This is a genomic window from Polaribacter vadi (genome assembly GCF_001761365.1).
GTDB classification, from domain to species: domain Bacteria; phylum Bacteroidota; class Bacteroidia; order Flavobacteriales; family Flavobacteriaceae; genus Polaribacter; species Polaribacter vadi.
In genome coordinates this window covers 1,340,036-1,353,803 of sequence record NZ_CP017477.1, presented here as the reverse complement: position 1 = coordinate 1,353,803, position 13,768 = coordinate 1,340,036, and the positions used below count along the sequence as shown (strand labels likewise).

General features: G+C 29.0%; 12 protein-coding genes and 1 pseudogene. 8 read left to right on the top strand and 5 right to left on the bottom strand.

The window, feature by feature from the left end:
* Nucleotide 1: 1 nt before the first annotated feature.
* Nucleotides 2-904: a DUF6607 family protein gene (locus LPB03_RS05995; RefSeq protein WP_065318797.1), complete on the bottom strand. Its 903-nt coding sequence runs from the start codon at nt 902-904 to the stop codon at nt 2-4.
* 100 nt (nt 905-1,004) lie between these two features.
* Between LPB03_RS05995 and LPB03_RS05990 the strand changes: the two genes are divergently transcribed.
* From LPB03_RS05990 to LPB03_RS16830, 4 genes and pseudogenes are all read left to right on the top strand, one after another.
* Nucleotides 1,005-3,131 carry a TonB-dependent receptor plug domain-containing protein gene (locus LPB03_RS05990; RefSeq protein WP_065318798.1) on the top strand — a complete coding sequence of 709 codons (2,127 nt, stop codon included), beginning with the start codon at nt 1,005-1,007 and terminating at the stop codon, nt 3,129-3,131.
* 11 nt (nt 3,132-3,142) lie between these two features.
* On the top strand, nt 3,143-4,225 hold the full coding sequence (locus tag LPB03_RS05985) for an HmuY family protein (RefSeq protein ID WP_065318799.1): 1,083 nt from the start codon (nt 3,143-3,145) through the stop codon (nt 4,223-4,225).
* A 404-nt stretch (nt 4,226-4,629) separates the two neighbouring features.
* Nucleotides 4,630-4,947: pseudogene (locus tag LPB03_RS16835) on the top strand (thrombospondin type 3 repeat-containing protein); the annotation flags it as partial.
* Complete coding sequence (locus tag LPB03_RS16830) at nt 4,930-5,607, top strand: CARDB domain-containing protein (RefSeq protein ID WP_231953152.1); 678 nt, start codon at nt 4,930-4,932, stop codon at nt 5,605-5,607. The pseudogene LPB03_RS16835 and the gene LPB03_RS16830, both read left to right, overlap by 18 nt.
* A gap of 56 nt (nt 5,608-5,663) precedes the next feature.
* On the opposite strand, the gene LPB03_RS16605 is transcribed toward LPB03_RS16830, so the two are convergent.
* Complete coding sequence (locus LPB03_RS16605; protein WP_139058949.1) at nt 5,664-5,861, bottom strand: hypothetical protein; 198 nt, start codon at nt 5,859-5,861, stop codon at nt 5,664-5,666.
* 209 nt (nt 5,862-6,070) lie between these two features.
* Here LPB03_RS16605 and LPB03_RS05975 point away from each other — a divergent pair, with 209 nt between their 5' ends.
* A complete protein-coding gene (locus LPB03_RS05975) occupies nt 6,071-6,376 on the top strand; it encodes an HmuY family protein (RefSeq protein WP_065318802.1) in 306 nt (101 codons plus the stop codon).
* A gap of 298 nt (nt 6,377-6,674) precedes the next feature.
* Here the strand turns inward: LPB03_RS05975 and LPB03_RS05970 are convergent, their stop codons facing one another.
* Nucleotides 6,675-7,289 (bottom strand): hypothetical protein, encoded by a 615-nt coding sequence (locus tag LPB03_RS05970; protein ID WP_065318803.1) that lies wholly within the window; start codon nt 7,287-7,289, stop codon nt 6,675-6,677.
* 286 nt (nt 7,290-7,575) lie between these two features.
* On the opposite strand from LPB03_RS05970, the gene LPB03_RS05965 reads away from it, so the two are divergent.
* The 3 genes from LPB03_RS05965 to LPB03_RS05955 are packed head-to-tail and all read left to right on the top strand — an operon-like array spanning nt 7,576 to nt 11,852.
* Nucleotides 7,576-9,675: an HAD-IIB family hydrolase gene (locus LPB03_RS05965; protein ID WP_065318804.1), complete on the top strand. Its 2,100-nt coding sequence runs from the start codon at nt 7,576-7,578 to the stop codon at nt 9,673-9,675.
* A gap of 5 nt (nt 9,676-9,680) precedes the next feature.
* Entirely contained in the window at nt 9,681-10,955 is a 1,275-nt protein-coding gene (locus tag LPB03_RS05960; protein WP_065318805.1) for a glycosyltransferase, read from the top strand.
* Nucleotides 10,956-10,970: 15 nt separating this feature from the next.
* Nucleotides 10,971-11,852, top strand: coding sequence for a carbohydrate kinase family protein (locus tag LPB03_RS05955; RefSeq protein ID WP_065318806.1), 882 nt, complete (start codon nt 10,971-10,973; stop codon nt 11,850-11,852).
* A gap of 103 nt (nt 11,853-11,955) precedes the next feature.
* Here the strand turns inward: LPB03_RS05955 and LPB03_RS05950 are convergent, their stop codons facing one another.
* Both LPB03_RS05950 and LPB03_RS05945 read right to left on the bottom strand, forming a co-directional pair.
* Entirely contained in the window at nt 11,956-13,281 is a 1,326-nt protein-coding gene (locus LPB03_RS05950; protein WP_065318807.1) for a M28 family peptidase, read from the bottom strand.
* Between the two features lie 96 nt (nt 13,282-13,377).
* Nucleotides 13,378-13,719: a DUF6249 domain-containing protein gene (locus LPB03_RS05945; RefSeq protein ID WP_065318808.1), complete on the bottom strand. Its 342-nt coding sequence runs from the start codon at nt 13,717-13,719 to the stop codon at nt 13,378-13,380.
* Nucleotides 13,720-13,768: the final 49 nt, after the last annotated feature.

The window sequence follows — 13,768 nt, the reverse complement described above, 5'->3', positions numbered from 1 at the left end:
TTTATTTTTTTACAAATGATTCGATTATGGTATTCATTTCTTTTTCTTGAGTAACATCATCAGAAAATAAATGCTTGTATAAAGGTTTGTTGTCCACTTTTGTTTCTAAAGATAAGTTGGTATTTCTACTATAAACTTCATCCCATTTATTTCTAACCAATTGCCATTTATCATTGTTGGCAACCCACCAATCTGCAGCAGCTTTACATCTGCTATCAGCAACTCTCTTATAAGTATTGTATCCTTTTTCATTCGCTAAAACAACATCATCTTTACCAGCTTCACGAATTATTTTACTGTTGTCTTGGTCATGAACCCAACCATAGTCAGTAATTTCTTGTCTATTTCCCCTTAAAGTAATATTGTAATCGCTTCTTTTGGTGTATTCTCTTCTTGGTAAAGGAGCAGTTGTGGTATTTTCCCAGTAGCTTTTTCCATCTACATGAACCCAAGAACCAGAACCTTCATAACGTGGACTATCATCTACTTGATATACTTTTTGAGTCCATTGTTTTTTTACATTCTTTTTATCTTTTTGTTCAAAAGTCCAGTTATTATCTCCATTGTACATATAAAAATCGGTGTTTTCATAGATCCAATCTTGTCTCCAATGTTTTATAATCATTGGTTTTGCAGGATTACCAACTTGTAAAAGATGCTGAATAGATATTTTGTTGTTATCATCTGTAACTAAACCAGCCCACTCTAAACCTTTATCAACTTTTGTTTCAGAAGGTTTATATGTAGAGTCTTTGCTGTAATTAAAAGTTTCTGCAAAGTTAAAAGTAACTTCAAAACAGCCACACATTTCTTTAATAGCATTTTGATCTTTCGTTTTTTTGCTTTGAGCATTGATGGAGATTGCTAAAAATAATAACAAACTTCCAAGTACTAGTTTTTTCATTTTATAAATTATTTTGATTATTATTAATTTTTGCCAAAAATAGTAATTTTATTTAGATTGAATTAAAATAAGTATATATATTTGTCGAAAATTATTAAGAATGTTTCTAAATAGAAGATTATTTGTCTTTTTCATATTTGTAAGTACTGTTGCTTTCAGTCAAGAGGAAAAAATAGACTCTACAAAAATTACCACATTAGATGAAGTGGTAATTACAGGACAATACAATCCTAGATCTATAAAAAAATCTGTTCATAATGTAATTGTTATTAAAAGAGAGCAGATCGAAAATCAGGCAGCAAATAATTTGGCAGACTTGTTAAATTTTAATTTGAACCTAACAATTATACCAAGTTCTCAAACAGGAAAATCTACCATTTCATTTTTTGGCTTAGATGCTCAATATTTTAATATTTTAGTAGATAATATTCCTTTAGTAAGTGATAGTGGATTAGGAAATAACATCGATTTAACCCAGATTAATTTAGATGATATAGAACGTATAGAAATTGTAGAAGGAGCAATGGGAGTAGAGTATGGAGCCAATGCAGTATCTGGAGTAATTAATATTATTACGAAAAAAAACATCAAAGAAAATTGGAATATTAAAGCTTCTTTACAAGAAGAAACTGTAAGTAATGAGTATGCTTGGTTTAATAAGGGTAGGCACATACAAGCTTTAAATGTTGCGAATAAGATTTCTGAAAACTGGTTTGCAAGAGTAGGTGTAAATCGAAATCAGTTTGCGGGTTTTTATAATGGTAAACAAGGAGAAAATTATTATAAAAATGATGGTTTAAGAGGTTATGATTGGTTGCCAAAAGAGCAGTTAAATACAAACGCTTTTGTGCAATTTAAAAAAGAGCAGTTTCAACTTTTTTATAAATTTGAATATTTTAACGAATCCATTAATTATTATGATGCTACTGTAAGAGCTAATATCGATGTAAATGCTCAAACTAGTAATCCATCTGCTACAGATAAAATATTTACGACACATCGTTTTGTAAATAACCTAAATTTTATTGGCAAGTTAAATTCAGGAGCAAATTATGATGTTTCTCTTTCTTATCAAGAGCAAAAAAGGCATTTAAATGAGTTTAATCACTTTATTTTAAGTAAAGAAAGAAGCAATGAAACTGATGAAATTTATCAATCTAGTAAAGTTTTTTATTCGAAAGGAAATATAAACAATCTTGTAAAAAGTAACACATTTAATTTTCAATTAGGGTACGAAACTCGTTTTATAACTGGTTTTGATACAGAAGCTTCTGGAGATGTTACGCAAGAAGATAAAGAACAATCACAAAATAATTTTGCAGTTTTTGGTTCATCAGAATATAAGTTTTCAGAAAAATTTATTGTAAGACCAGGAATAAGATACGAATACAATTCTTTGTTTAAATCTAAAATATTAGCCTCTTTAAGTGCTCGTTATTTAATGAAACATGGTTTTGAATTGCGTGGAAATATTGGTACATCATACAGGACACCAAATTTTGAGGAGTTGTATTATTATTTTGTAGATTCTAATCATGATGTGAGAGGAAATGAAAACTTGAATCCAGAAAATGGTTTTACAGCATTCATCAATTTAAAAAAATATAGTTATATAAATGACATTTCTTTACTCAATAGCTTAAAGTTGAGTTATGTAGATGTTTCTGACAAAATAGATTTAGCAATTGTAAAAACAATTCCTTTACAATATCAATATATAAATATTGATGCTTATAAATTATGGGGAATTACGTCAAATAATAGCTTAAAAAAGAAAAATTGGACTTTTAATTTAGGAGCTACATTGCAAGGAATTTCTAGAGTTGCAGGAAATGAATTACAAGCAGAAGACGATTTTTTATACTCTTTTCAATTAAATACAAGTGCAACATACAATATACTTAAATGGCAAACTGCTGCTACTGTTTTACTAAAACATAATGGTAAACAACAAAATTATGTTTCTTCAGGAGTTGATGCAGATGGAAATTCCATTTTTACTAAATCTACCACAAGTGCCTATAATTGGTTAGATGTTTCTCTAAAAAAATCATTTTTTAAAAATAAAATTCAAGCCACTTTAGGTGCTAGAAATTTATTTGATGTTACAAATGTTAATGTTAGTGGAACAAATTCTGAAGGCACACATGCTGCCAATAACAGTGCTCTGTTATTGGGTTATGGCAAATCTTATTACTTAAAACTATTATATAACCTTAATTTTTAAATTACTTAATTATGACAAACAAATTTTTAACTTTTATTTTATGTTTAGCAGTATTTTCTTTCACAAGTTGTGACAGCGATAGTACACCAACAGATCCTATTGTAATTATTATTGATGGAGCATCAGTATCACCAGAAGTAGGTGGACCAAATGAACCCAACCAAGTGTATGTAGATTTAAGCACAAATACATCAACAGCAGTGAAAAGAGATTCTTGGGATTTAGGTTTCTATTCAGGATCGAACTTTAGAGTTGTTATTAATGGCTCAATTTCTATGGCATCTGCAAAGCTTTCTACAACTAATATAGATGCTGTTAAATCTTCAGATCAAGAAGTAATAGATTTACAGCCATTAGTAAGAACAAATACGTATACAGATGAAAGTGCTCCTTTTGTGGATGCTCCAAATGGAGATATTCTTGAAACTGCAATTACTGAAATTTCTGATATTGATTCAGAAAATAGCGTATATTTATTAAATCTTGGTTATGAAGTAGGTGCTACAACGCCTGCGACAGGTAGTTATTCTGCAAATGGAGAGGCTAGAGGATGGAAAAAAATAAGAATTCTAAAAGATGGAGACAACTACATTTTACAATATGCAGATTTAGATGCTACTACACATATAGAAATTGCTATTTCTAAAAATGATGCATATCATTTTACTTTTTTTAGTTTTAACACCGAAAATGAAGTTAATGTAGAACCTTTAAAAAACGAATGGGATTTAAATTTTACAATTTTTACTAACTTAATTCCAACTGCAGGGCCTTATGTATATCCAGATTATGTAACAAATAATACCAAGGCTTCAGCACAAGTTTATATGATTGATACTGATGAAGAGAATAGTACTTATGATACTTTTACGAAAGAAGATGTTGTTTCTGCTAATTTTACAAACGATCAAAGAGGTATTGGAAGTAGTTGGAGAAATGGTGGTGGACCTAGTTCTTTACCATCTTTAAAAGAAAATGTATTTTATGTTGTAAATGATACTGATGGTAACTTATATAAGCTTAAATTTTTAGCACTTACAAATGCTGATGGTGAGCGTGGTTATCCAGAATTTGTATACAGTTTATTAAAATAATATATTAAAATTTAAATATAAAAAAAATGAAAAAAAAACTAACTTTATTATTGATTTTTATTTTTACGGGTGTAGGTTTTGCCAATAAAAATACAACTATTGATGAGTCTCATAATAAAATAAAAAAAATAATAATACCAATAAGCAATAATACTATATCATTTGATGGAATATATACATTGGTTGGTAGTACACCTTCTGGTGGTAATGGAATTTTTACTTATAGTTGGGAAATTTGGGTAGTTCCGAGTGGGACAGGAGTAAATCAATATATAGGTACAAGTAAAAATGTTATTTTAAATGCGGGTCAAGTTCAAACCGCTCATAGCATTGGTATTTATTTTCGGAGAAAAGTAACTTCTGATAACGAAGTTTCATATTCAAATTGGGCTGGTCCTAGTTATGACCCAGATGGAGATGATGTTGATTTCTTAGTTGATAATTGTCCATATACTGCCAATCCAAATCAAATAGATTCTGATAATGATGGAATAGGTGATGCTTGTGACGACGACGATAATGACAATATTCTGGATATAAATGATAATTGTCCAAACATTTCTAATCCAAATCAATCTGATGTCGATGGAGATGGGCTAGGAGATGCTTGTGATAGTGATATTGATGGAGATGGATTTAATAACTCAAGTGATAATTGTCCAAACATTTACAATCCAACCCAATTAGATTCTGATAATGATGGTATTGGAGATCTATGTGATACTTCTAACGGAAAACCAGATTTAATAATTACAAATTTATCTATAGAAATAGACAACAATAAAACTTCAACGCCAAATCTCTTAACTTTAAAGAAAAATAAGAATCATAAATTTTTTGTAGAAGTAAAAAATATCGGAGATAGTGCTGGAGCTCCAAAGAATATAGAACTAATCATGTCTAATGGAACAAATTTATTATCTGCAAGTATTGTTTCTGGATTATCATCAATTAATAGTAACGTAAATCTTGATCCAGGTGAAACAACAGAAATATCTGTATCTATTTTTATTTTTGACAACTATTTAGGTAATAGTTTGAGTAGTTATAATTACCTACATGCTTTTGTTGATGAGAATGATAATATTGATGAGTCTAATGAAAATAACAATTTATTTATTGCTTCATTATCATATTCTTCTTCAAAACTGTCACCAATTGAGAAGGATAATATTTATTCAAAGGTAACATATGATAAACAACAAAATAATCTTATTCAACCTTATAAAATTTCAGTATATAGTATTTTAGGAAAAATTATAGTGAAAGAAACTATTGTAAAAAATAAAAATCAAGAGAATGATATTTTGAAAAACTTAAAAAACGGAATTTATATTTTAAAGACTGATCTTGATATAAAGAAAATACTTATTAATAATTGATAAAATTTATTTAACTTAACATAAAATCTCTTTAGACAAAAGTTTAAAGAGATTTTTTATTGATTATAAACGACTAATTTTGTCAATACTTTTTCATCAGGGTTATCTGCATAAGAACGCAAGTAATTATCTAGTTTTCTAATGATTATTTCTTCAGGGTAAAACAACACTTTGTTGTCATATTGTGCCCATTCATTGTTATTTAGATTAGGTTTTTCCATTCTTAAAACGGTAAAAAATTTCAATATATTCATGCAAATCTTCTTTTAATTCTTCACTTATAAAAATATTATAATATTTTAAATCTGTCGTAAAAAAGTGAAAAGAAAGTAGGTTGTCATAAAAACTAGCTAAATTATTGGCTAGAGGAAGGAAGATTGTAAAAGTTAATACAATTACTTTTTGTTTGTTGAAGAACTTTAAAAAAAACTCGAATGCATTTGTTGTTTTTAAGCTCCAAAAAATGATAGGAATACTAATTATATTTTTAATATTCCAAGGCACAACAGGTACTGATGTAGAAAATAGTATTTATGATACTTTTACGAAAGAAGATGTTGTTTCTGCTAATTTTACAAACGATCAAAGAAGTATTGGTAGTAGTTGGAGAAATGGTGGTGGACCAGGTACTTTACCATCTTTAAAAGAAAATGTGTTTTATGTTGTAAATGATACAGATGGAAACTTATACAAGCTTAAATTTTTAGCATTTACAAATGCAGATGGTGAGCGTGGTCATCCAGAATTCGTATACAGTTTATTAGACTAATAGAACTTTTACTTATTATTTCAAAATTTTATGCTGTCTTCAGGAAGTATTGAAGAATTTTTTTAGCTTTAATTTTAGATTAACTATAATAAAGGAGATACATATTATGAGTACGTAAGTATTTGTTTATTTTTTGAATTTTTGTTGATAAAAGCCATTTAGATAAATTCTAGATGGCTTTTTAATGAATACATATTTCTTATTCTTTTAACTTATTGGCAAAATAAAATTGGTTAATTTATAGCGTTTTAATACAAATTAACCAATTTCGATTAGTACTATAATTCAAAATAAAATACTAAAAGTTTATTGCCAATAAATTCAAACTGTTTACTAATGTTTTGTCAATTTCAGTTTTAAAAGGCTTCTTTATAAAAGGAATTATATTATTACCAATTTGTAATTGTGTACTTGATGTAATTTTGTAGGTTACATTTAAAATGTCCTTCGATTCTGAATAGTTTTTAAAAATTTCAATATCTCTATCTCCATAATTAACACTTTCATTTAGTAAACCTTCCTGAACAATTTTAGCTGTTATTAGTTGATCTATAAAATCTTTATTAGTTGTAATTATAAAGCTTTTTTTAGTTGAAGTTTTATTGATGTCAGTTGAGATTTTTTCAACAATAAAAAATTCAATTTTATTTTTTTTATCTAATTCTAATAAAAGCGCGTTTAAACTTTTATCATTAAAGTCATTAAGTGAAAACTTTGCTTCATCAATTATTTTTTTGGTTTCGAAATCTACAGGAACTATTTCCTGAAAACCAATCATCTTGTCATTATTATTTGTAATTAATAGAGCGTTTTTACTTTCTTTATGAAGTACAGTTAAAAAGGTGGCTGAATTTTCTTGAGCAAATGTTAAATTAATAGCAAGAACAAAACATAATATTAGTAGTTTTTTCATGATTAATAGTTTTATTCATAAATATAATAGTAATACTTTTATTAATGAAATTAAAATAACTTTTTAATAGATGTTTAACATAAAATAAGTCATTTCAAAATTTTCATCAATTTAATATATGTCAATTATAGGTACTTAAAATCTCATTATATTATTTATAACATACAAAAATTACGAGTATCATAAAAGTAAATTTTAAAGCACATATTAATAGTAAATGCGTTCATCTACAACTAATTATTTCCCTATTTTAGGGCGATTAGTGTTAATTAATAAATAATTATAGATGAAAAATAAGAATTTGAAAAAGGAGAATCGAATTAAATTATTGTCTTTTGATATAGATAATACATTAATTGATTTCCACACTTACAAAAGTAATTTTACAAAAACTTGGGTTAAATACGCTAAAGATTTAGACATTATTATTACCTACAACACAGGCAGATTAATTGATGATGTTTTGAATTTGATCAATAAAGGGGTATTACCAAAACCAGATTATATAATTTCTGGAGTTGGTACACATATTTATAATTATGAGGAAGGAAAGGTCGTAAAAGAATTTAATGATGTTTTAGATGATGGCTGGAATTTAAAAGCAGTAGAAAATATCATTAATAAAATAAATCACCCAATAAGTCAGCAGCCCAGTAAATTTCAACACTCTTATAAAAGAAGTTACTTTTTTCATGATGCCACAGATGAATTAGTAGAAAGCGTTGCACAAGATTTTTCCAATGCAAATATGGATGTGAACGTAATTTATTCTGGTGATAAATTTTTAGACGTTTTACCAAAATGGGCGAATAAAGGAAATGCTTTACAATGGCTGTTAAAAAGATTAACTTTAGAAACAAATCAGGTTTTAGTAGCTGGAGATAGTGGAAACGATTCTGCAATGTTCGATTTAAAAGATGTCTCAGGAATTGTAGTTGCAAATGCACACGAAGAATTGTATAAATATACAAAACATAAAAAAGTTTATCATACAGAAAAAGCAAAAGGAGATGGTATTATAGAAGGCTTAATATTTTATGGAATCTTACCAAAAGAAGCCTCAGAAATTTCTAATATCGATCATACAGAAGATTTTTTCATCAAAAAAGAATTAGATAACATTGCTGATGAAGATGACAGTGAAAAAATAGAATTAATTCAAGAAGGCTATAAAAAAGCAATTGAAGCTTTGCGTAAAAATATTACACCTTTAGGTTTTTCTGCTTGTTCTATACCAGATAATATTCCTAATGGAACAGATGAAAACTACCATTCAGTTTGGGCTAGAGATGGCGCAATTACAGTAATTGGTTCTCTTTCTTTAATAGATGATGAAGAAATTCATAAATGTCAACGTCAAACATTAGAAACGTTGTTAGGTCATATTTCTAGAAATGGCCAAATCCCATCAAATGTTCGTTTAAAAGATAATGAACCAGATTATTCTGGAGTTGGAGGTATCTGTTCAATTGATAGTGGAATTTGGGTGGTTATTGCATTTTACGAATACGTAAATGTTACTAAAGACATAGAATTTGCAAGAAAATATATTGGCGATATCAAAGAAACAATGCGTTGGTTGGGAGCTCATGATAGTAATAATGACGCACTTTTAGAAATTCCTGAAGCTGGAGATTGGACAGATCTTTTTGGAAGAAGTTATAATATTCTTTATGATGAAATTCTCTGGTACAGATCTAACGTTTGTTTTGGTAGATTGTTAGAAATGTTAGGGAATCATGAAGAAGCTGGTGAATATATACGTTGGTCTCAAGTGATAAAAAAAGAAATTGTTCAGAATTTTTGGCCATCAACACAACAACAACTTTTTTCATCTGTATCTTTTGCTGAAAAGCAATTTACCTTGGGAGATACATCATACTTAATTGCACAAACCACACCTTTCGATTTTTCTTGGAGATGTGATACTTTAGGAAATGTGTTAGCTTTTTTACATGGAACAATAGATTCTGAAAAAGCGCATCAAACTTTTAAATTTATGTTAGGTGTTGGTGTAAATGATCCTTTTCCTATTGCAAATGTATATCCTGTTGTAAGTCCTGGAGATCCAGATTGGAGACCTTATTATACCGTTAATTTATTGAATTTACCCAACCATTATCATAATGGAGGTATTTGGCCTTTTGTTGGTGGTTTTTGGGTAAAATATGTAAATAAATTAGGTTTTAGAGATATTGCTATTGCAGAATTGCACAAACTTGCACTCATCAATAAAGAAGGAATAAATAACGAATGGGAATTTACAGAATGGGCACATGGAGTTACAGGAAAACCAATGGGTAAGGCTTATCAAGCTTGGTCTGCAGCTCAATACATAGCAGCCTGTCACGATTTAAAATTAACAAATATGAATACTAAAAAATAAAAACTATGAAATCAATTTTAATGATCTCTTTACATGGTTATGTTGGAGCAAATCCAGAATTAGGAAAACCAGATACTGGAGGACAAGTTGTTTATGTTTTAGAATTAGCAGAACGATTCAGCAGACTTGGAAAAAGAGTAGATTTAGTGACTCGTCAATTTGAAGATCAACCAGAATATGATGATGTAAATGAAAATTATAGTGTTTGGAGAATTCCATTTGGTGGTAAAAAATTTATCAGAAAAGAGGATATGCACGATCATTTAAAAAAGTTTGTTACAAACACGTTAGCAGCCATAAAAAAAGAGAATAAGAAGTATGATGTTGTGTATTCTCATTATTGGGACGCAGGTTGGGCAGGTCAAAAAATATCAGAAGAATTAGGTATTTGTCATGTTCATACACCACATTCTTTAGGTTGGTGGAAACAACATTCTATGGGAAGTGATATGGATGAAAAGGAAATGGAAAAAACCTACAGATTTAAAGAACGTATTAGAAAAGAATATTTTGTATACCAAATGTGTAATTATGTAATTGCTACAACTTTGCCACAGGTAGATTTATTGGTGCAACAATATGATGTTTTAACAAAAAATTGTAGCATGATTCCTCCAGGAATAGATGAAAATAAATTTTTTCCAGTACCATCTAAAGAGAATGATAAAATTCGCCAGAAATACGACATAAGTCCTACTGATGTATTGGCGTTAGGAAGAATGGCGCATAATAAAGGATATGATCTTTTAATAAATTCTTTACCAACTTTATTCGAATTATGCCCTGAAGCAGGTTTAGTAGCTGCAATTGGTGGCGATTCTAAACAAGATAAAGAAGGAATTGAAAAGCTGAAACAAGTAGCGTCAGAAATTGGTGTAATGGATAAAATAAAATGGAAAAGTTACATTGCAGATGAAGATTTAGCAAACGTATATAGATCTGCAAGTATTTTTGCAATGCCATCTAGATACGAACCTTTTGGAATGGTAGCTATTGAGGCAATGGCTTGTGGAACGCCAAGTGTAATAACTGTTCATGGTGGTTTGTGCGATTTGATAGATTTTGGAAATCAAGCTTTATTTGCAGATCCTCACAGACCAAAAGAATTTGGAGCAATGATGGCTATGCCACTTTTATACCCAAATTTAAGAAACGAAATGTCTGTTGAAGGTGCACGTTTTGCGCGTAGAAATTTTGGTTGGACAGGAATTGCAAAACGTATGTTAGCCATTTTTGCGAGTTCTATAAATCAGAGAACATCAGAAACTAATATCTACTAAAAATCGATCTATAATATGTCTAAAATTGTTTGTTTTGGAGAAGTTCTTTGGGATGTTTTTTCAAATCATAAAAAGATTGGAGGTGCACCTTTAAATGTTGCAACACGTTTGCAATCTTTTAAAAATGATGTTACTATGATTAGTGCTATTGGTAATGATCGTTTAGGAAAACTTATTTTAGAATATTTAAAAGAACACAACATAAATTCATCACAAATTCAAGTTTTAGATGATTTTGAAACTGGAGAAGTTGCAGTAACTTTAAATGATAAAGGAGCTGCGAGTTACAAAATTGCGCATCCAAAAGCTTGGGATAAAATTCAGTTTACAGAAAAAGCATCAGCAGTTGTAAAAAATGCTGATGCTTTTGTTTTTGGAAGTTTAATTACTCGAGATGAAGTTTCAAAAAACACCTTGTATAAATTTTTAACACACCCAAATTATAAAGTTTTTGATGTGAATTTACGCAAACCTTTTTATGAGAAAAATATTTTATTTGAGTTGATGCAAAAAGCAAATTTCGTTAAATTTAATGATGAAGAAATCTATGAGATTGCTGCTTTTTTAAATTCTCCCTATAAAAATTTAGAGCAGAATATTCATTTTTTATCAAAAGAAACAAATACAAACCAAATTTGTGTAACCAAAGGCGAACATGGTGCAGTTTTATTATATGATAATAAGATGTTTTATAATAGTGGTTATCAAATAAAAGTAGCAGATACAGTTGGTTCTGGAGATTCATTTATAGCAACGTTAATTAGCAATTTGTTGCAAAAAGAAAATCCACAAAAAGCAATTGATACAGCTTGTGCAGTTGGTGCTTTAGTGGCTCAAAAAGAAGGTGCAAATCCTTTTATTTCTACCAAAGAGATTACTGATTTTATGAAAAATTAGTTTTTTTGAAAAGCTAATAATAAAATTTTTTTCAGATCTCAAAGATTTTTTTAATTTGAAAAAAAGAGAAATAAATTGAAAAAATAAAACTTAAATATTTCATTTATCTCAAAATTTTGTTTGGAAAAACAACTACGCTTTCATGTCCATTTTCACCAACAGCAGCAACTCCAAAAAAGAAATTATCAATTACAATTCCATCTAAAGTAAATTCTGTAGCTTCTACATATCTACTATGGTCCCAAGTTGGCGATGTTGTATCTCTCCAGTAAATTTTATATCCTTTTGCACCCTTAACTTTGCTCCATTTTAATTTAGCATTAGCTTCTACAATTCCACCAATTTCCACCACTTCTGGAGCTTCTGGAGCCCAAGCTAAACTGGCTAAATTTATGGCATTTACAGCAGTTAATTTTTTAGCATATGGAAAATTTACATGTTCAAAAGTATCACCATAATTAATTCCGTTTTCAGTTCTAATATCTTGATGTTGTTGTGTGTAATTTTCATGTGCTTCCATAATTCTTATTCCTGCAAAACCTAAATCGTTAAAAGGTCTGTGATGCCCTCCTCTTCCAAATCTGTCCAATCTATAAATCATCATTGGGTTCATTTCTGGCATGTAAGTTTTGGTAGTTTTATGAATATATCTTGCCAATTGTCTAGAAATACCATCAACTTCACCACCATAAAAACGTCTCGCATTTCTTTGGTTTTCAGTTTCGTTTGCAGGTACAGGTTCAGAGAAAATTCTAAAAGCTCTATTATCAATTACGCCATCAACTCCAGTAATATTTCCAATCATATCGTTGTTTAAAATTCCGATAATGTTCCATTCTTTTTCTTTAGCATATTTTGCCAAACCTGCTCCACCAAAAAGCCCTTGTTCTTCTCCAGATAAACCTACATAAATAATGCTACTTTCAAACTGGTATTTTGATAAAACTCTAGCAGCTTCTATAGTTCCAGCCATTCCTGATGCATTATCATTTGCACCTGGAGCATCTGTCGTAAAATCCATAGTATCACTTGCTCGTGAATCTATATCACCACTCATAATAATATATTTATTTGGGTATTTTGTACCTTTTTGAATGGCAACAACGTTCACAACATAGGCATCATGAGGCACTCTTCTGTTGCCTTCTTTAGTTACCAAATCCTTTTGATAAAATACATTTAAACAGTTTTCGCAATCTGATGATATTTTATCAAATTCAGATTTTATCCATCTTCTTGCAGCTCCAATTCCACGAGTTTGTGAAATTGTATCGGAAAAGGTGTTTCTTGTACCAAATTCTGTTAAAGTTTTTACGTAATTTTTTATGTTATCAGCAGAAACAGCCTCAATAATATCGTAAATTTTTTGATCTGTTTGAGCAAATGTAACAGATGAAACTAGTAAAAATAAGAGTGTAATTTTTTTCATCATAAATTATTTAGAAGGCTAATTTACAAAAGAAAAAAGAGAATAGATTTTAGAAATCCATTCTCTTTTAAAAATTAACAAGTTTTTAAATTATTTTTATTCTTTATCTAAACTTTTAGTTAGATGAAACCCTGCAAATAAACATAAACCTGCTGTGAAAAATACGGTTGCTGGATAAACAGGTTGACCTAAATTTGTATAAGTATCCAAAATAAGTCCTATAAAAATTCCTAAACCAATACCCATTAATAAAAGTGAAATATTTAAAATGAGCACTTTCCAAATTGGTGCTGTTTTTTGATTTTTGGTTGATATAAAAATACTTGCATCTGCACCTTTTTCTATCAATGCTAAACGTTCTTTGTTTCTGGTTGAAAAATATAAGTAAAAGATACCAAAAAGACTTCCAAAAATTACTGCTAAAATTGCTACTTCCATAATGATTAATTTTATTGTGTTTGTAGCTTTGACGATTCATTTTTAGTTA